The sequence below is a fragment of the Citrobacter europaeus genome (assembly GCF_037482245.1).
GTDB lineage: Bacteria > Pseudomonadota > Gammaproteobacteria > Enterobacterales > Enterobacteriaceae > Citrobacter > Citrobacter europaeus.
Genome location: NZ_CP148084.1, coordinates 3,890,028 through 3,908,472, shown reverse-complemented (window position 1 = coordinate 3,908,472; position 18,445 = coordinate 3,890,028). Strand labels below are relative to the sequence as shown.

Genomic DNA, 18,445 nt, shown 5'->3' with positions numbered 1-18,445 from the left:
GCTCATGCTATCTACAAATAAACCTCTTCTTGAATTTGGTAAGCTTGATAAATGTTTGGCAAAATATGGCAAACACTTTGAGTGTGATAACGATAAAGAAATAATATATTCCAGTGATATAAATAGCGACGATACTTTTATTATTTTAAGTGGTGTAGTTTCCCTGCGTAGAGGGGAAAACGTGCTGGTCGGGATTGCACAGGCGCCTTTTATTATGGGCCTTTCCGATGGCGTGATGAAAACAGATGTACAATACAGATTAATGACCGAAAGTAATTGTACGGGATACCACCTACCTGCTTCGCAAACGATAAATATAATTGAACAATGCCAGCTTTGGCGGGAAGCCTTTTGCTGGTTAGCCTGGCAAAACTCCATCCTTGAATTGCGCGATCTGCAGCTGATCGGCAATAACTCCTACGATCAGATCCGCGCGACGCTGATATCCATGACGAAATGGGACGATGTGCTGCGTTCACGTATCGGCGTCATGAACTATATTCACCAACGCACACGCATTTCACGCTCAGTTGTTGCTGAGGTTCTCGCGGCACTGCGTAAAGGTGGTTACATTGAAATGAATAAAGGCAAACTGGTAGGCATTAACCGTTTGCCTTTTGAGTATTGAATCAGGATGCGGGAATAACCTGCGGTTTGTTCCCGCTCAACTCTGCAACCAGATCGTTGATACCGTCGCTCATATTGGTAAAACGGGTTAGCGGAGAACGGGTCACCACGATAAACGCCCCGACGTTTTGCTGCGGGATCATCGCCATATAGGTAATGAATCCGCCGCCGCCACCGGTTTTTTGAATAATGCCTGGTCGCCCATTCTTCGGCGCCATATAGACCCAGCCCAAACCTAGCGCATCGGCTTTGCCCGGCACATCCATCCCTATCACTTTGGTTAGCTGCGTACGCTGATAAATCAGCGTCTGCATACGGTCAGCCTGCTGGCTACGATGGTAAAAATCAGAAGAGAGATACTGCTGCATCCAGCGCATCATATCGCCTGGCGTTGAATAGACGCCGCCACTGCCCATCGCTGCCAGCGTATTGTTACAGGGGCTGGCGCCCTTCTCCGCGACCATCAGGCGTTTGCACTGATCGGGGGACGGGGTGAAGGTGGTGTCTTTCATCCCCAGCGGACGGGTGATTTTTTCTTCAAACAGCTGCGGATAAGGCTTACCGGACGCGGTTCCCAGCGCATCAGCCAGCAGGTCAAACGCCAGGTTGGAATAAGAAGCCTGCGAGCCTGGTGCAGCTTTAAGCGTGGCGGTTGAGAGATAGCTCCAGCGCTGTTCGCGGGTTGGCCAGACAAACACCGGGCGCTTGGCCGCGCCGCCAGGCTGTTCGCGTGGCAGCGCGCTGGTATGTGTCGCCAGATTCACCAGCGTAATCGGCGTGCCCTGATAAGTCGGCACGCGCGCGCCAGGTGGCGCATATTTACTCAATGGATCGTTGAGTTTAACCGTACCCTGATCGAGTAATTTTACCAGCATTTCGCTGGTCATTAATTTAGTGATTGAGGCAATTCGAATTACGGAATCCAGCTGCGGATGTACGTTATTGCCGGGGCGTGTTTCGCCGAAACTGCGAAATACGCGCTGATTACCATCAATCACCACCAGTGCCATCCCCGTAGCACCACTGCCGTAAAATATATGGTCGGCATAGCGATCGACGATATCAGAGGCGAAGACCGGATCGGTTATAGGCTGTGCCGCCTGGACAGATGTCAATGACGCCGCACACAGCGCGGCAGAAAAAAGCAGACTACGTTTCAACGGTGGTGTCCATGAGTTAGAGAAAGTGAAAAAGGATGTCGTGCGTATGCGTATTTATACTACTCATCGGCGTATTGCAAAGCGCTTATCAGCCAATGATAGTGTGAAAAACGTAACGATGAGTAAACGCGAGCGTTTCCCCGATTATGGATGTTCGCTTTTGTGATCTCACGCTGTGATAATCTGCACTTGCTGGAACGTTGTCGAGTGTGAAAACCACAGAAACAATTCTTCATAACCCTGGTGCGAACTAAGCGCTGCGGTTTTGGTCACACTTGTCGGTTTCAGCTTGTGTTTTTGGGCGTAAGCCGTCTTGCCGCCGCACTCCACGGTGGCAAATACACAGCAGTCGTCATAACGATAAGAAGTTAGCAGGAGAGCATTATGTTTAAGTCTTTTTTCCCAAAGCCGGGGCCGTTCTTTATTTCGGCATTTATTTGGGCACTGGTCGCTGTTGTATTCTGGCAAGCAGGTGGGGGAGCCTGGGTTGCACACATTACCGGCGCGTCGGGAGACGTACCGATTAGCGCGGCTCGTTTCTGGTCGCTGGATTACCTGATTTTTTATGCGTACTACACTCTTTGCGTTGGAGTGTTCGCGCTGTTCTGGTTTCTCTACAGCCCGCACCGCTGGCAGTACTGGTCCATACTCGGCACGTCGCTGATTATTTTCGTGACCTGGTTTCTGGTTGAAGTTGGCGTTGCTGTCAACGCCTGGTATGCGCCATTTTATGATTTGATTCAATCCGCGCTCAGCGCACCGCATAAGGTGAAGATTGAGCAGTTCTATCATGAAGTGGGCATCTTTCTTGGCATCGCGCTGATTGCCGTGGTCATCGGCGTGATGAACAACTTCTTTGTTAGTCACTATGTGTTCCGCTGGCGTACAGCAATGAACGAACATTATATGGCGCACTGGCAGCATCTGCGCCATATCGAAGGTGCGGCGCAGCGTGTGCAGGAAGACACCATGCGTTTTGCCTCCACGCTGGAAGATATGGGGGTCAGCTTTATCAATGCGATTATGACGCTGATCGCCTTCTTACCTGTACTGGTCACACTCTCTGCCCATGTTCCGGACCTGCCGATTGTTGGGCATGTTCCTTATGGCCTGGTGATTGCCGCAATTGTCTGGTCGCTGATGGGAACCGGCTTGCTGGCGGTCGTTGGGATCAAACTTCCGGGACTGGAGTTTAAAAACCAGCGTGTGGAAGCGGCCTACCGTAAAGAACTGGTATACGGCGAAGATGACGCTAATCGTGCGACACCGCCGACGGTGCGTGAGCTGTTTCATGCGGTGCGCCAGAACTACTTCCGCCTCTATTTTCACTATATGTACTTCAATATCGCCCGTATTCTTTACCTGCAGGTTGATAACGTTTTCGGCTTGTTCCTGCTGTTTCCGTCGATTGTTGCCGGTACGATTACGCTCGGCCTGATGACGCAAATCACCAACGTGTTTGGCCAGGTGCGCGGTTCGTTCCAGTATCTGATTAACTCCTGGACAACGTTAGTGGAACTGATGTCTATTTATAAGCGTCTGCGCAGCTTTGAACGAGAGCTTGATGGTCAGGATATTCAGGAAGTTACCCATACGCTTAGTTAATAAGGAGATGTTATGTCGACGGTTTCCCGTCTTTACCCCTTGTCTGGTCTTGCTGCACTGGTGCTGGTGGGATGTAGTAGCCAACCCGCCCAGCCGCTAAAAAAAGGGGAGAAAGCCGTCGATGTGGCGAGCGTGGTGCTCCAGAAAATGCCCGCCAGCGTAAAAGACCGGGACGCGTGGGCGCAGGATTTGGCGAAGACCTTTGAAAGCCAGAAGCTGGCGCCGACGGTTGAAAATATCTGTTCGGTGCTGGCGGTCGCGCAACAGGAGTCAAATTACCAGGCGGATCCAGCCGTGCCGAACTTAAGTAAAATCGCCTGGAAAGAGATCGATCGTCGTGCCGAGCGTATGCACATCCCGCTATTTGTGGTGCATACCGCGCTGAAGATTAACTCGCCAACGGGGAAAAGCTACAGCGAGCGCCTGGATACGGTGAAGACGGAAAAACAGCTTAGCGCGATCTTTGATGATTTTATCAACATGGTACCGATGGGGCAGACGTTATTTGGTTCGCTTAATCCGGTGCATACCGGTGGGCCGATGCAGGTCAGCATCGCCTTTGCTGAGCAGCATGCCAGCGGCTACCCGTGGAAAATGGCGGGAACCGTGCGCCAGGAAGTATTTAGCCGCCGCGGTGGGCTGTGGTTCGGTACGTATCATCTGCTTAACTACCCGGCGAATTACAGTGCGCCAATTTTCCGCTTCGCCGATTTCAATGCCGGGTGGTATGCCAGCCGCAATGCAGCTTTCCAGAATGCGGTCAGTAAAGCCAGCGGCGTGAAGCTGGCGATGGACGGTGATTTAATTCTCTATGGCAGCAGCGAGCCGGGCAAAACGGAGCTGGCGGTACGTAAACTGGCCGGGAAGCTGGACATGAGCGAGAGTGAGATCCGCCGTCAGCTGCAGAAAGGCGACAGCCTGGCCTTTGAAGAGACCGCGCTGTACGAGAAAGTCTATAAGCTGGCGGAAGCGAAGGCCGGGAAAACGCTTCCCCGTGAAATGCTGCCTGGCATTCAACTTGAAAGCCCGAAGATCACACGTAATCTGACTACCGCGTGGTTTGCTAAACGCGTGGACGATCGTCGGGCGAAATGTATGGGTCAGTCATCGTTATGATGACGGCGGCGCCAGCGCACGAATGCCGCGATGGCGCCAAGAATCAGGCTTCCGGCGAGAAAAGGGACCAGTCCAAAAAGGGTTCCGACGCCCAGGCCGATTTCTACTCGCGGGCGCCCTGTCTCTTGCATTTGCAACTGCATCAACTGCTCATAGATGCCGGGAGCGTGGGCCAACAGATTTAAAATCTGCGCGCCCGCCCAGAAGCAAAACAGCACAAAAACGGCATACGCAATATTGCCGGGCAGGGAGGAGGTATCCCGATGCTTGCCCTTAAAAAGGGATTTTGAGAGCGTAAAATCAGCCATAAAGACCTCCGGAAATAACCTGCTTTTTTGACGTATTGCCTGGAACTGACAGTGAGTCTGACAGGTGATCGGCAATGTCAATATCAGAATGATGGTAATTTCAGGTAGAGATTATTCCTGGATTTCGGTTTTTTGCTGATCGTCACAATTGCGCAACCTTAAGTGAAATTAATTTACATTTCAGAAATTCCGCACAGGCCACAGACGTGTATGAGGAAATGTGCGAGGATGCGTTGTCATGTTGTATATCCACCGGAGCCGTTATGAACCTGCCTGTTAAAATCCGCCGAGACTGGCACTATTATGCCTTCGCTATTGGGCTTATCTTTATTCTCAACGGCGTGGTGGGCTTACTCGGTTTTGAAGCGCAGGGGTGGCAAACCTATGCGGTAGGGCTGGTCACCTGGGTGATTAGCTTTTGGCTGGCCGGATTAATTATCCGTCGCCGCGTGGAAGATGAAGAAGAAGCAAAGGATGCCCAATAGAGGTCTATCAGGCATCCTGGCGGGATTACATACTGGTTTTCAGCGCGCTATCCGCCGCATGGCGTTCCAGCGCCAGTTCGATCAGGCGAGTGATCAAATCGGTATAGCCTAAGCCGCTCGCCTGCCACAGTTTTGGATACATGCTGATGTTGGTAAAGCCAGGCAGCGTGTTGATCTCATTGATCACAACCTCGTTCTCTGCGGTTAAGAACACGTCCACGCGCGCCATGCCGGCGCAGCCCAGCGTTTGATAGGCCTGAATAGCAATATCACGGATCTTATCGTTAATTTCCGGTGCGATCGCTGCCGGAACCACCACTTTGGCACCGTTATCGTCAATGTATTTGGTGTCGTAAGCGTAAAAATCACTGTTCAGCACGATCTCGCCACAGGTACTGGCCTGCGGATGATCGTTGCCCAGCACCGCGCATTCGATCTCGCGGCCTTTGATCCCTTGCTCCACCACGACTTTATGATCAAATTCAAATGCCAGCGCGACGGCCTGTTCATATTGCGCTTCGCTGGTCACCTTACTGACCCCAACGGACGATCCCTGATTGGCTGGTTTCACAAACAGCGGCAAACCGAGGCGAGATTCGACTTCGGCAAAGCTGATGCTGTTGCGATTGGCGCGAGTGAGCGTAATAAATGGCGCGATGTTTAATCCGGCATCGCGCAACAGACGTTTGGTCACGTCTTTATCCATACAGGCCGCAGACCCCAGGACATCAGAACCGACGAACGGCAGATTCGCCACCCGCAGCATGCCCTGCAGAGAGCCATCTTCACCCAGCGTGCCGTGAACGATCGGGAAAATAACATCAACCGTTGGCAGCGGCTGACCGTTTTGCGCATCGATCAACTGGTGCGCTTGTTTACCCGGTACCTGAGCCAGGCTGGTCGCGGAAGGACGCAGCGCTATATGCGCCGGATCGTCTGAATTAAGCAGATAGTTACTGGCATCGCTGACGTGCCATTGCCCTTGTTTATCAATACCTAACAGCACAACGTCAAAGCGAGTCTTGTCGATGGCATCGACAATATTTTTTGCCGATTGCAATGACACTTCATGTTCCGCTGATTTACCACCAAATACGATTCCTACCCGCAACTTTGCCATCTTAAAAACCCATTCCATGAATGCAAAGCACATACATTACCACGACAAAACGCAGGTTTCCTCGGCTTCTGGCAGATTGTTTTGCTGGGCCACAAGGGAAAAGATAAGCGCAAACGTGCGTTTCGCCTGTGAAGCATAATTCCCTGCTAGTATTGTGGGTTTGATGTGAGGCGTATCACAAATACGATGAGCGGGAAGATAAAATCCTGAACTGTGATTTATCGCACCTGTGAACCCTTATTTGGCTAAGTAATTTGTTAAGCTGCTCGCAGTTTTCAGCTGCTTATCGTTATGAGTCCCTATGGAATCCTGGAGAGTAAACCTTATTTCCGTATGGTTCGGTTGCTTTTTCACCGGCCTGGCAATTAGCCAAATCCTGCCTTTTTTACCGCTTTATATCTCCCAACTGGGGGTGACCTCGCATGAAGCGCTCTCAATGTGGTCCGGCTTAACGTTTAGCGTCACCTTTCTGATTTCAGCCATTGTCTCTCCGATGTGGGGCAGTTTAGCCGACCGTAAAGGACGCAAGCTGATGCTGCTACGGGCCTCTTTGGGTATGGCGATTGCGATTTTACTGCAGGCCTTTGCGACAAACGTCTGGCAGCTTTTTCTGCTGCGTGGGGTGATGGGGTTAACGTCAGGCTATATTCCCAATGCGATGGCGCTGGTCGCCTCACAGGTTCCGCGTGAACGTAGCGGGTGGGCGCTGAGTACGCTCTCAACGGCGCAAATTAGCGGCGTCATTGGCGGGCCGCTGATGGGGGGATTTATTGCTGACCACGTTGGCTTACGGGCTGTATTCTGTATTACAGCAGCCTTGCTGGTCGTGAGCTTCCTGGTCACGCTGTTCTTAATCAAAGAGGGCGTGCGTCCGACAATCAAAAAAAGCGAGCGTCTGAGCGGAAAGGCCGTGTTTGCCTCGCTGCCTTATCCGGCGCTGGTGATCAGCCTGTTTTTTACGACGATGGTGATCCAACTGTGTAACGGCTCAATTGGGCCAATTCTGGCGCTGTTTATTAAATCGATGGTCCCAGACAGTTCGAATATTGCCTTTCTCAGCGGACTGATTGCGTCGGTTCCGGGCATCTCGGCGCTGATTTCAGCCCCCCGACTCGGTAAATTAGGCGACCGTATTGGGACCGAGCGGATTTTAATGGCGACCTTAATCTTCGCGGTGGTGCTGTTTTTCGCCATGTCGTGGGTTACCACGCCGTTGCAACTGGGAATTTTGCGTTTTCTGCTCGGCTTTGCCGACGGCGCGATGTTGCCTGCGGTGCAGACGCTGCTGGTGAAATACTCCAGCGACCAGATAACCGGGCGCATTTTTGGTTATAACCAGTCATTTATGTACCTCGGCAACGTCGCCGGGCCATTAATGGGGGCGACGGTTTCAGCAATGGCAGGCTTTCGCTGGGTGTTTATTGCCACCGCGAGCATTGTGCTTATCAATATCTGGCAACTGGCTATCGCGCTGCGACGTCGGCGCCGCGCACGCTGAATTGCTGATTAACAACGCTGCCCGTCAGCGTTGTTAATCCATAAATGTGCATTATATATCTGTGTGATTATTAATCCCCTTACCCTTTTATATTGAATAATTCTGCGCTACGACTCTTTTCCCCTTATTTTGTGTTGTGATTGTTTTCGCAAAACGTTTTATTACTTATAAAAATACAACTTTCATCCTCTAGGCAGTTGTGAGTCTTAATGATAACGTGGCCTATATTTTGTTAAGGGAATACGCAAATGAAAAATCTCGTCACTGAGTTGTTACTTAAGCTCGCCCAAAAAGAAGAAGAGTCGCAAGACCTTGCGGCGCAGGTTGAAACGCTGGAGCAGGTAATCATCGAAATGCTGCGCAATATGACGTGGAGCGATCGGCAAATACTCATTCGCCAAATTGAGGATGCCCTGGCTGGAGCTGGCCGTATGCCTGCGTTTCTGGCGAACGTACATAACGCTGGCGAGAGCGTGCCAAAAGCGTTTTGAGTAATCTGTGGCGTTCCATCCACAAATTATCATAAAAGTGTCACATCAAATACTTATAGTCGCTTTGTTTTAATTTTACCGTATTTATACATGGAGAAAATAAAGTGAAACAAAGCGCACTCGCTATTGCCCTGATACCTTTGCTGTTTACCCCAGTTATTAATGCAGAAACTTCTACCGTAGCGGTTATGGATAATCGTGCCGCTCAGGGTGATATCACCACGCCGGGCGGCGCCCGTCGATTGTCAGCCGATCAAACTGCGGCTCTGCGCGAATCTCTGAACGATAAACCTGCCAAAAATATTATTTTACTGATTGGCGATGGTATGGGGGACTCAGAAATTACTGCAGCGCGAAATTATGCCGAAGGCGCGGGCGGCTTTTTTAAAGGTATTGATGCTTTACCATTGACCGGACAATACACGCACTATGCGCTGGATAAAAAAACGGGTAAACCCGATTATGTGACGGATTCTGCGGCATCCGCAACGGCGTGGACCACCGGCGTGAAAACCTATAACGGTGCTCTGGGCGTTGATATACATGAAAAAGATCACGCTACAATTCTTGAAATGGCAAAAGCGGCGGGTCTGGCGACAGGCAACGTTTCTACCGCTGAATTGCAGGATGCTACCCCGGCGGCGCTGGTTGCTCATGTGACCTCGCGTAAGTGCTATGGTCCCGACGTGACCCGTGAAAAATGCCCAACCAATGCGCTGGAAAAAGGCGGCAAAGGATCCATCACCGAACAATTACTGAATGCCCGGGCTGACGTTACGCTGGGCGGCGGGGCAAAAACGTTTGCGGAAACCGCTGCGGCAGGCGAGTGGCAGGGTAAAACGTTGCGTGAACAAGCCCTTGCCCGTGGTTATCAGATGGTGAGCGATGCCGCGACGCTGGCAGCGATTACCGAAGCTAATCAGGATAAACCGTTGCTGGGTCTGTTCTCTGACGGCAATATGCCGGTACGCTGGGAAGGGCCGAAAGCGTCTTATCACGGCAATCTGGATAAACCGGTAGTGACCTGTACCCCCAATCCAAAGCGTGACGACAGCGTGCCAACGCTGGCGCAGATGACGGATAAAGCGATTGAGCTGTTAAGCAAAAATGAGAAAGGTTTCTTCCTGCAAGTGGAAGGGGCGTCAATCGATAAACAGGACCACGCCGCCAACCCGTGCGGACAGATTGGCGAAACGGTCGATCTGGATGAAGCGGTACAGCGCGCGCTTGCTTTTGCGAAGAAAGATGGCAATACCCTGGTGGTAGTAACCGCTGACCACGCGCATGCCAGCCAGATAGTCGCGCCGGATACTAAAGCGCCAGGCCTGACCCAGGCGCTGAACACCAAAGATGGCGCGGTCATGGTTATCAGCTACGGCAACTCTGAAGAGGAATCCCAGGAGCATACCGGCAGCCAGCTGCGAATTGCAGCCTATGGCCCGCACGCGGCGAATGTGGTTGGTCTGACCGATCAAACCGACCTGTTTTACACCATGAAAGCGGCGTTAGGACTGAAATAACCCGACGCCCGGCGGCAATACTTTTGCCGCCGGGTGGTATTTTTATCGTTAGCAGCCAAACTTACCTGTGTGTCGTCGTTCAGAAAAGGATGGTGCTATGAAAATTACATTATTAATGACGTTGCTTTTTGGTCTTATTTTTTTAACTACCGTCGGTGCTGCCGAGAAGACATTAACCCCGCAACAACAACGTATGACCACCTGCAATCAGCAGGCAACGGCGCAGACCTTAAAAGGGGACGCGCGTAAGACATATATGAGTGATTGCCTGAAAAACAGTAAATCTGCGCCTGAGGAAAAGAGCCTGACGCCGCAGCAGCAGAAAATGCGTGAATGCAACGTCAAGGCGACGGAGCAGTCTCTGAAAGGTGATGATCGTAATAAATTTATGAGCGCTTGCCTGAAAAAATCTGCGTAGCACTTACGGGTGAGCAGGTAAAATCGCTCACCCGAAATATCATACTTCCGCCGCCAGACCCCTTCCTATAATTTGGGAAATTTGTTTCAGAATATTCCCAAATACGATGAATGATGAAAACTTTTATCAAAAGAAGGTCGTCCCGAATGAAGCGTTTTTATCGCTCCATCAGAATGACCACCAGCGTTCCGGTCTGCGATTCGCCCGACGGATCAGGCTGCCGCGAGCGGTGGGATTGGGGGGAATGTTTTTCCCTATCGCGTCGGTACTCGTTGCTCAGCCGATTACTGGTGGCTGGTGGCTGTTACTGGTGGGATGGGCGTTTGTCTGGCCGCACCTGGCCTGGCAGTGGGCAAGCAAAGCTGACGATCCTCTGCATAGCGAATTTACCAACTTAAAAGCCGATGCCATTCTCGCCGGTATGTGGATAGGAATTATGGGAGTGAACCTGTTGCCATCCACGGCGCTGCTGATGATTACCTGCATCAACCTGATGGGCGCAGGAGGGATGCGAATTTTCATCGCAGGTGCCGTTTTGATGGTGGTTTCATGCCTGGTGACGTTACAGCTAACTGATATCTCCGTCGCGTTAAGCAGTACTCAACTTAGCGTGCTATTGACGCTGCCGGTGCTGGTGATTTATCCGCTGCTGTTTGCCTGGGTCAGCTACCAGACGGTCATCAAACTGGCGGAACATAAACGCCGCTTACAGGTGATGAGTACGCGAGATGGCATGACCGGGGTGTACAACCGCCGCCATTGGGAACTGTTGCTGCGTAATGAATTTGATAATTGCCGTCGCTATCAGCGTGACGCCACGTTACTGATTATCGATATTGACCATTTCAAGAGCATTAATGATACTTGGGGTCATGACGTTGGGGACCAGGCGATTGTCGCGCTGACCCGCCAGTTGCAGATGACCTTACGAGGAAGCGATGTGATTGGGCGCTTTGGCGGAGATGAGTTTGCGGTGATTATGTGCGGCACGCCAGCAACCAGCGCGATTGCGGCGATGTCTCGTGTTCACGAACGACTTAGCCAACTGCGTTTATCCTGCGCGCCGCAGGTTGCTCTGCGTATCAGCGTGGGCGTTGCGCCGCTGACCTCAGAAACCGAGCATTACCGAGAATGGTTAAAGTCGGCAGATATGGCGCTCTACAAAGCAAAGAATTCCGGACGTAACCGCACTGAAGCTGCGGCCTGACGTCCGGCGGTGTTAACTCAGGAGCGGCTGAGTTTTTCCGACTGTTCCATGCACTTAATCATCGCTTCAATCACTGATGAACGGAAACCGCGTTCTTCCAGGACGCGTACCGCTTCAATGGTGGTTCCGCCAGGCGAGCACACCATATCCTTCAGTTCTCCAGGATGTTTACCCGTATCCAGCACCATCTTCGCCGAACCCATAACCGCTTGCGCCGCGAATTTATAAGCCTGCGCGCGAGGCATGCCGCCCTGCACGGCGGCATCTGCCATCGCTTCGATAAACATAAAGACATATGCCGGTGCTGAACCGCTAACGCCAACGACCGGATGAATCATTGCCTCCGCAATGACTTCAGCTTCGCCAAAACAGCGGAAGATATTCAGCACGTCGGCCGTATCTTCCGGTGTGACTAAGGCGTTCGGCGTGACGGAAGTCATTCCGGCGTTCACCAGTGACGGCGTGTTTGGCATTGCGCGAATGATTTTTCGGTCATGGCCCAGCGCGCGGGCGAGCTGGTCAAGGGTGACGCCAGCAGCAATCGAGACGACCAGGGAGTCTTTGTTCAGGCTGGAGGTAATTTCGCTCAGCACCTTAATCATAATGCCTGGTTTTACGGCGCCAAAAACGATGTCGGCGATTTGCGCGACTTCTTGCGCAGACTGCGCCGCATTAATACCGTACTGGTCGTGCAATGCTGCGACTTTATCGGGGGAGGGGGTGTAGACCCAGATTTGTCCCGGGAGAACCTGGCCGCTGGCGATCATGCCGCCAAGAATTGCTTTGCCCATATTACCGCAGCCGATAAAACCAATTTTCTTGTCCATTTGTCACTCCCTATGGATGATATTCATTGTTTTATACCCTAATTACTTCAAGTAACTTGAATTATTTGGGGTAAACCTGGGAAAGCTAAGCTTAGCGCGGAATGAATATGTGCAGAAGGAGAAACAGCACTTTGCCTGAAAGTAAAAGCACGACACAATGTGCGACTGCACATCAGTGGGGAGAGGTTATGACAATATGGGTGGACGCCGATGCGTGTCCGAATGTGATTAAAGATATTTTGTACCGCGCTGCAGAGCGCATGCAGATGCCGCTTATTTTGGTCGCAAACCAAAGCTTGCGCGTTCCTGCTTCGCGTTTTATCCGTACACTACGCGTTCCCGCCGGGTTTGACGTGGCGGACAATGAGATTGTGCGCCAGTGTAGCGCCGGTGATTTAGTGATAACGGCAGATATCCCGCTGGCGGCTGAAGTGATTGAAAAAGGTGCAGCGGCGCTTAACCCGCGCGGGGAGCGTTATACCGTAGCCACGATCCGTGAGCGTCTGATGATGCGTGATTTTATGGATACGCTGCGCGCCAGCGGTATTCAGACCGGAGGGCCGGACAGCCTTTCACCGCGTGACAGGCAGCATTTTGCGGCTGAGCTTGATAAGTGGTGGCTAGAAGTACAGCGTAGAAAATAAAGTGTGTAATTTATTATTTACACTTTATTCATTGTGAATTCTTGTTATAGTAGGGATTAATAGATATCGCCACTCCATCTGTAATTTTTTCTTTACATTTTGGCGATGTACTAGTTTGATGATATGATTATATCTTTAACCGCATCAGATCCCGCTCGTTCGCGGCTCTCTGGGGAATTTCTGTAATGACGCAACCTCTTTTTCTTGTTGGCCCCCGGGGGTGTGGTAAGACAACTACCGGTATGGCGCTGGCGAAGGCTATCGATTTCCAGTTTGTTGATACCGATCGCTGGTTGCAATCGCACGTGCAGATGACCGTGGCGGAGATCGTCGAAAGAGAAGGATGGGAAGGGTTTCGTGCCCAGGAGACGACCGCTCTGCAGGCCGTCACAGCCTCGGCAACGGTTGTTGCGACCGGCGGCGGTATCATACTTACCGGATTTAATCGTCATTACATGCGCAGCCACGGCGTGGTTATCTATTTAAGCGCACCGGTATCAGTACTGGTCGATCGTCTGGAGGCGACGCCTGAAGAGGGATTGCGCCCAACTTTAACCGGTAAGCCGTTGACTGAAGAGGTGCAGGAAGTGCTCGCCCAGCGCGATGTTCTGTATCGTGAGGCTGCGCACTATATCGTTGATGCCACCAATCCGCCTTCACAGGTGGTGGAAGACATTCTTGGGATACTGGCGCAGGCAGCGCCACGGTTGCAGGGCGGTGTCTATACTTAATGTTCATCCAGTGAAAAGGAAGAACTATGCCGACAAAACCACCTTACCCACGTCAAGCGACGATTGTTACGGTTGAAAAAGGGACGCCAGGCCAGACGGTAACCTGGTATCAGCTTCGAGCCGATCACCCTAAACCGAATTCGTTGATCAGTGAGCATCCTTCTGCGCAGGAAGCTATGGATGCCAAAAAGCGCTACGAAGACCCCGATAAAGCCTGATCTTAATCACCGCCCTGGCACGATTCTGAAAAGTGCCAGTACGGGCGTGCATCACATTTTTTTAGATTTCGCCGTATACAGTAAAAATTGAAAATTAAACAATAACAATCCATTACTGGAATTATTTGGAATCTTTACACAATACACCGCCGATCTGCTGCTACGCTTTTGAGCATTTGTAGCGCAGGTCAGCGCCCGGCACATGTCCGGGATTTCACAGCAAAGTAAGAAGACGGTGGAGCAACAAATGAGTACGTCGTTGGCTATCCTCACGATTGGCGTTGTGCCGATGTGTGAGGTATTACCGCTCCTGACGGAATATATCGATGAACAGCACATCACTCACCACAGTCTGCTGGGACAGATGCGGCGAGAGGATGTGATGGCTGAGTACGGGGTTTCGCCCGGTGACGAGCATTTATTAACGCTGCTCAGCGACCACCAACTCGCGCATGTCTCACGCCAGAAGGTAGAACGCTCGCTGCAAAGTATCGTGGAGGTGCTGGATAACCAGGGCTTTGACGTGATCCTGCTGATGAGTACCGCCTCAATCGCTCGCCTGACCGCCCGCAACAGCATTTTGCTGGAACCGTTACGGATTATCCCACCGCTGGTGGCCTCGATTGTCGATGGGCATCAGGTCGGGGTTATTGTTCCCGTCACTGAATTGCTTAAAGCCCAGGCGCAAAAATGGCAGGTGCTACAAACCCCACCAGTGTATGCCGTGGCGAATCCGATCCACGGTAGCGAACAACAATTGATTGATGCCGGAAAAGAACTGCTGGAGCAAGGTGCGGATGTCATCATGCTGGACTGCCTGGGGTTCAATCAACGCCATCGCGATTTACTGCAAAAATCGCTGGATGTCCCGGTTCTTCTGTCCAATGTGCTGATTGCCCGGCTGGCTTCGGAGCTGCTGACGTAATTTTGCGTGACAGGTGGAACGTCACCCCCCTATATTGGTTGTTAACTTAATCACGAGATAGGGCCAGTTGTATGCTTCAAAGTAATGAATACTTTTCCGGCAAAGTAAAATCGATCGGTTTTACCAGCAGCAGTACTGGCCGCGCCAGTGTTGGCGTGATGGCTGAAGGTGAATATACCTTTGGTACCGCGGCGCCTGAAGAGATGACGGTCGTCAGCGGCGCACTGAACGTGCTGCTACCAGGGGAAACCGAGTGGAAAGTGTATGCCGCGGGGGACGTGTTTAACGTGCCGGGCAGCAGCGAGTTTCATCTGCAGGTGGCAGAGCCAACATCCTATCTTTGCCGCTATCTGTAAGCGTAAAAATGACGAATGGCGACATTGAGCCGCCATTCGGTAAACACAGCTTAACGTTGCGCTTCGCCGCCTAATCCTTCCACCAGACTTTTAATCAGCGCCGCCAGTTCACCCGTCATCAGGATAAAATCGGCATCAAAACGCTGAGCATAATCTTCGCGGTCGATATCTTCGTTCTGATCGCGCAGCTCGTCGCTAAACTTCAGACGCTTAACAGAGCCGTCGTCACACATAACGAACTGAATGCGCTGTTGCCAGTCGAGAGCCAGCTTGGTGACCAGTTTGCCCGCTTCGATATGCACGGCGATTTCATCGCAGACCAGATCCTGCTTTTTCGCGCGGATCACACCACCGTCTTCAAGGATCGCTTTTAGTTCGGCTTCATCAAGCAACTGGAATCCCTGAGCCGTTGTGCCGGAGCGAACCCATTCGGTCAGCGTCAGCTCAATAGGGTTTTCCATCGTCAGCGGAACGACCGGCAGCGAACCGAGACTCTTACGTAGCAGCGCCAGCGTATCTTCGGCTTTCTTCGCACTCGCGCAATCAACCATGATCAGATCGTTGACGGTGTCGATCCACATCATTGTCTGACTGAAACGGCTAAAGGCGCGCGGCAGCAATGAGTGCAGAACTTCATCTTTCAGCGAGTCTTTTTCGGTCTTCTTGAGTTTGCGACCTTGCTCAGCTTCCAGTTTGAATATTTTGGCTTCCAGCGCCTGTTTGATAACCGGCGACGGCAGAATTTTTTCTTCTTTGCGGGCGCAGATAATAATTTGGCCATTGGCGGTATGCGTTAATGCATCGCTGTGCGATCCCATCGGCGGAACCCAGCCCATTTTTGCCATATCCTGGCTACCGCAAGGGGTGAACGTCATTGATGCCAGCTGTTTTTCCATCTCTTCGGCACGCAAAGAAACATCGCGGCTAAGACGGTAAACCATTAAATTTTTGAACCACAGCATGATAATTTCCACGGCCTTGTCGTTAAATCCAGCGGGCATGATAGCGAATTGTCGCTATGCTTGCATTGTTAATCGGGAAGAGGAGTAAACAGTGCGTATAGGTATCGATTTGGGCGGTACGAAAACGGAAGTTATCGCGCTTGGCGATGTGGGCGAACAGCTTTTTCGCCATCGCTTGCCCACGCCGCGCGATGATTATCGGCAAACGATAGAAACCATCGCTGCGCTGGTGGAGATGGCGGAAAAAGCCACCGGGCAGACGGGAACCGTGGGGATGGGCATTCCTGGTTCAATTTCTCCTTACACCGGGGTGGTGAAGAATGCCAACTCGACCTGGCTTAACGGGCAACCTTTTGACAAAGACTTGAGTGCGCGTCTGAATCGTGAAGTTCGGCTGGCAAATGATGCCAACTGTCTGGCGGTTTCAGAGGCGGTGGATGGCGCGGCGGCAGGGGCGCAAACCGTGTTTGCGGTGATCATCGGCACCGGATGTGGCGCTGGCGTGGCGCTGAATGGTCGGGCGCACACGGGCGGCAACGGTACCGCAGGGGAGTGGGGGCATAATCCGCTGCCGTGGATGGATGAAGATGAGCTGCGTTTTCGACAGGAAGTCCCCTGTTATTGTGGCAAACAAGGCTGCATTGAAACTTTCATTTCCGGGACCGGTTTTGCCACCGACTACCAGCGTCTGAGCGGTAAGCTGCTCAAGGGCAGTGAAATTATCAGCCTCGTTAATGCGCAGGATGCTCTGGCGGAGCAGGCGTTGAGCCGCTATGAGCTTCGTCTGGCGAAATCACTGGCGCATGTGGTAAATATTCTCGATCCGGACGTCATTGTGCTGGGCGGCGGAATGAGCAATGTCGACCGACTGTATCAAAATGTTCCGACGTTGATTAAGCAGTTTGTCTTTGGCGGCGAATGCGAAACACCTTTACGCAGAGCGCTACACGGTGACTCTAGCGGCGTTCGCGGTGCGGCCTGGCTGTGGCCGCAGGAGTAATGTTCGCGTAGCCGGGTAGCGCAGATGCTATCCGGCAGCGTGTGTCATCAGGGGGACTGCGCGCTTCAGGCGAGCGTACACCAACAGTGACGACATCGCAGAAAACGACAGCAGTGCCGCCGGCAGCGTCACGTAGTTGTAGGCAAAGCCCAGCGTCAGCATCATGCCACCGCAGTAAGCGCCAATCGCGCTGCCGAGGTTAAAGGCAATTTGCCCGCCAGCCGCACCCAACAGCTCCCCTCCTTTAGCGTTTTGCAGCAGTAAAATTTGCAGCGGCGCCGACAGCGCAAACAGGCCTGCGCAGCAAATAAAAGCGAAGGTCAGCGACGCGGCTTTGATTCCGCCACAGGCAAAGAGCAACAGCAGAGCCAGCACAATCACAAAGTCGGTTATTACCGCAATGCGCAGCGGCGTATAGCGGCCAGACAGCCGACCGCTCAGCAGGTTTCCCAACACCATTCCTAATCCCACCAGCATCATGATGAAGGTCATCAGCGCTTCGGAGAAGCCGGAAATGTACATCATGTACGGTTTGACGTAGCTGAACCAGGCGAATACCCCGGCGTTACCAAACATGGTGGCGGAAAAGATGAACCACGGGGCGGGGCTTTTCAAAAAGTGAAATTGTTCGCGCAGTTTCCCTTTTGCCTCATCGCTGATATTGGGGACCCAAAAAGCGACCGAGACTATTACGGCAATATTAAAGACGGCTATCAGCAGAAACGTGTAACGCCAGCTAAATTCCTGGCTCAGCCAGGTGCCGACGGGAATGCCAACCAGATTGGCCACGGTCATCCCCGAAATCATGCCCGCGACGGCGGCGGTGACTTTTCCCGGACGGGCCAGCTTCGACAGGATAATCGCGCCTACGCCGAAAAACGCGCCATGCGGGAAGCCGGAAACCAGCCTGCCTACCGCCAGCATGAAGTAAGAGGAGGAGAGGGTGAAGATGGCGTTGCCAATCACGCACAGCGTGACCAGAAACAGCAGAATATGCTTGAGCGAAAAGCGGTTGGAAAAGAGCGCAATAATGGGCGCGCCCAGCACCACGCCAAAAGCGTAAAACGAAATCATATGGCCGGCAGCAGGGATGGAAATGCCCACGTCCCGCGCCAGCTCGGTGAGTACACCCATGATGCCAAATTCGGCCATGCCCAGACCAAATGTCCCCAGCGCTAAAGAGAAAATGACTTTTTTCATACCACCTGCCAACAAGAAAGACGCAGG

General features: G+C 52.2%; 21 protein-coding genes. 15 read left to right on the top strand and 6 right to left on the bottom strand.

The window, feature by feature from the left end:
• The first annotated feature begins 4 nt into the window (after positions 1 to 4).
• Positions 5 to 628 carry a hydrogen peroxide resistance inhibitor IprA gene (gene iprA, locus WHR59_RS18445; protein ID WP_199994224.1) on the top strand — a complete coding sequence of 208 codons (624 nt, stop codon included), beginning with the start codon at positions 5 to 7 and terminating at the stop codon, positions 626 to 628.
• A gap of 1 nt (position 629) precedes the next feature.
• Here iprA and ampH read toward each other — a convergent pair whose 3' ends face one another.
• The gene (gene ampH / locus WHR59_RS18440) at positions 630 to 1,787 is read right to left on the bottom strand and encodes a D-alanyl-D-alanine-carboxypeptidase/endopeptidase AmpH (RefSeq protein WP_338843355.1); all 1,158 of its coding nucleotides are present in this window, start codon (positions 1,785 to 1,787) and stop codon (positions 630 to 632) included.
• A 384-nt stretch (positions 1,788 to 2,171) separates the two neighbouring features.
• On the opposite strand from ampH, the gene sbmA reads away from it, so the two are divergent.
• Both sbmA and WHR59_RS18430 read left to right on the top strand, forming a co-directional pair.
• Positions 2,172 to 3,392: a peptide antibiotic transporter SbmA gene (sbmA, locus tag WHR59_RS18435; protein WP_043015359.1), complete on the top strand. Its 1,221-nt coding sequence runs from the start codon at positions 2,172 to 2,174 to the stop codon at positions 3,390 to 3,392.
• A 12-nt stretch (positions 3,393 to 3,404) separates the two neighbouring features.
• Positions 3,405 to 4,508, top strand: a complete 1,104-nt coding sequence (locus WHR59_RS18430) for a DUF1615 domain-containing protein (RefSeq protein WP_338843354.1) — start codon at positions 3,405 to 3,407, stop codon at positions 4,506 to 4,508.
• Here the strand turns inward: WHR59_RS18430 and WHR59_RS18425 are convergent.
• The gene (locus tag WHR59_RS18425; protein WP_043015360.1) at positions 4,493 to 4,816 is read right to left on the bottom strand and encodes a DUF2755 family protein; all 324 of its coding nucleotides are present in this window, start codon (positions 4,814 to 4,816) and stop codon (positions 4,493 to 4,495) included. The genes WHR59_RS18430 and WHR59_RS18425 overlap by 16 nt on opposite strands.
• Before the next feature lie 263 nt (positions 4,817 to 5,079).
• Here WHR59_RS18425 and WHR59_RS18420 point away from each other — a divergent pair, with 263 nt between their 5' ends.
• Positions 5,080 to 5,301: a DUF2754 domain-containing protein gene (locus WHR59_RS18420; RefSeq protein WP_019076140.1), complete on the top strand. Its 222-nt coding sequence runs from the start codon at positions 5,080 to 5,082 to the stop codon at positions 5,299 to 5,301.
• Positions 5,302 to 5,326: 25 nt separating this feature from the next.
• On the opposite strand, the gene ddlA is transcribed toward WHR59_RS18420, so the two are convergent.
• Complete coding sequence (gene ddlA, locus WHR59_RS18415; protein WP_047413567.1) at positions 5,327 to 6,421, bottom strand: D-alanine--D-alanine ligase; 1,095 nt, start codon at positions 6,419 to 6,421, stop codon at positions 5,327 to 5,329.
• A gap of 301 nt (positions 6,422 to 6,722) precedes the next feature.
• Between ddlA and WHR59_RS18410 the strand changes: the two genes are divergently transcribed.
• The 5 genes from WHR59_RS18410 to adrA all read left to right on the top strand — a co-directional run bounded on the left by WHR59_RS18410 (position 6,723) and on the right by adrA (position 11,555).
• Positions 6,723 to 7,919, top strand: coding sequence for a multidrug efflux MFS transporter (locus WHR59_RS18410; RefSeq protein ID WP_043015361.1), 1,197 nt, complete (start codon positions 6,723 to 6,725; stop codon positions 7,917 to 7,919).
• A 248-nt stretch (positions 7,920 to 8,167) separates the two neighbouring features.
• A complete protein-coding gene (locus WHR59_RS18405) occupies positions 8,168 to 8,410 on the top strand; it encodes a sigma-S stabilization anti-adapter protein IraP (protein ID WP_043015362.1) in 243 nt (80 codons plus the stop codon).
• A 104-nt stretch (positions 8,411 to 8,514) separates the two neighbouring features.
• A complete protein-coding gene (phoA, locus tag WHR59_RS18400; protein WP_043015363.1) occupies positions 8,515 to 9,930 on the top strand; it encodes an alkaline phosphatase in 1,416 nt (471 codons plus the stop codon).
• 97 nt (positions 9,931 to 10,027) lie between these two features.
• Positions 10,028 to 10,348, top strand: a complete 321-nt coding sequence (gene psiF, locus WHR59_RS18395; protein WP_003830956.1) for a phosphate starvation-inducible protein PsiF — start codon at positions 10,028 to 10,030, stop codon at positions 10,346 to 10,348.
• 91 nt (positions 10,349 to 10,439) lie between these two features.
• Positions 10,440 to 11,555 carry a diguanylate cyclase AdrA gene (gene adrA / locus WHR59_RS18390; RefSeq protein WP_087051647.1) on the top strand — a complete coding sequence of 372 codons (1,116 nt, stop codon included), beginning with the start codon at positions 10,440 to 10,442 and terminating at the stop codon, positions 11,553 to 11,555.
• A 17-nt stretch (positions 11,556 to 11,572) separates the two neighbouring features.
• Here adrA and proC read toward each other — a convergent pair whose 3' ends face one another.
• Entirely contained in the window at positions 11,573 to 12,382 is an 810-nt protein-coding gene (gene proC / locus WHR59_RS18385; RefSeq protein WP_016152005.1) for a pyrroline-5-carboxylate reductase, read from the bottom strand.
• A 188-nt stretch (positions 12,383 to 12,570) separates the two neighbouring features.
• On the opposite strand from proC, the gene WHR59_RS18380 reads away from it, so the two are divergent.
• From WHR59_RS18380 to ppnP, 5 genes are all read left to right on the top strand, one after another.
• Positions 12,571 to 13,026 carry a YaiI/YqxD family protein gene (locus WHR59_RS18380; RefSeq protein ID WP_043015365.1) on the top strand — a complete coding sequence of 152 codons (456 nt, stop codon included), beginning with the start codon at positions 12,571 to 12,573 and terminating at the stop codon, positions 13,024 to 13,026.
• 185 nt (positions 13,027 to 13,211) lie between these two features.
• The gene (aroL, locus tag WHR59_RS18375; protein ID WP_338843353.1) at positions 13,212 to 13,757 is read left to right on the top strand and encodes a shikimate kinase AroL; all 546 of its coding nucleotides are present in this window, start codon (positions 13,212 to 13,214) and stop codon (positions 13,755 to 13,757) included.
• A gap of 26 nt (positions 13,758 to 13,783) precedes the next feature.
• Entirely contained in the window at positions 13,784 to 13,975 is a 192-nt protein-coding gene (gene yaiA / locus WHR59_RS18370) for a protein YaiA (protein WP_043015366.1), read from the top strand.
• Positions 13,976 to 14,222: 247 nt separating this feature from the next.
• Positions 14,223 to 14,900 (top strand): AroM family protein, encoded by a 678-nt coding sequence (locus WHR59_RS18365; protein ID WP_043015367.1) that lies wholly within the window; start codon positions 14,223 to 14,225, stop codon positions 14,898 to 14,900.
• A 71-nt stretch (positions 14,901 to 14,971) separates the two neighbouring features.
• Positions 14,972 to 15,256 (top strand): pyrimidine/purine nucleoside phosphorylase, encoded by a 285-nt coding sequence (gene ppnP / locus WHR59_RS18360; protein WP_038638136.1) that lies wholly within the window; start codon positions 14,972 to 14,974, stop codon positions 15,254 to 15,256.
• 50 nt (positions 15,257 to 15,306) lie between these two features.
• Here ppnP and rdgC read toward each other — a convergent pair whose 3' ends face one another.
• Complete coding sequence (gene rdgC, locus WHR59_RS18355) at positions 15,307 to 16,218, bottom strand: recombination-associated protein RdgC (RefSeq protein WP_032940007.1); 912 nt, start codon at positions 16,216 to 16,218, stop codon at positions 15,307 to 15,309.
• A gap of 91 nt (positions 16,219 to 16,309) precedes the next feature.
• Here rdgC and mak point away from each other — a divergent pair, with 91 nt between their 5' ends.
• Positions 16,310 to 17,218: a fructokinase gene (gene mak, locus WHR59_RS18350; RefSeq protein ID WP_075145081.1), complete on the top strand. Its 909-nt coding sequence runs from the start codon at positions 16,310 to 16,312 to the stop codon at positions 17,216 to 17,218.
• A gap of 27 nt (positions 17,219 to 17,245) precedes the next feature.
• On the opposite strand, the gene araJ is transcribed toward mak, so the two are convergent.
• Positions 17,246 to 18,418: an MFS transporter AraJ gene (gene araJ / locus WHR59_RS18345; RefSeq protein WP_199994271.1), complete on the bottom strand. Its 1,173-nt coding sequence runs from the start codon at positions 18,416 to 18,418 to the stop codon at positions 17,246 to 17,248.
• Positions 18,419 to 18,445 lie beyond the last annotated feature (27 nt).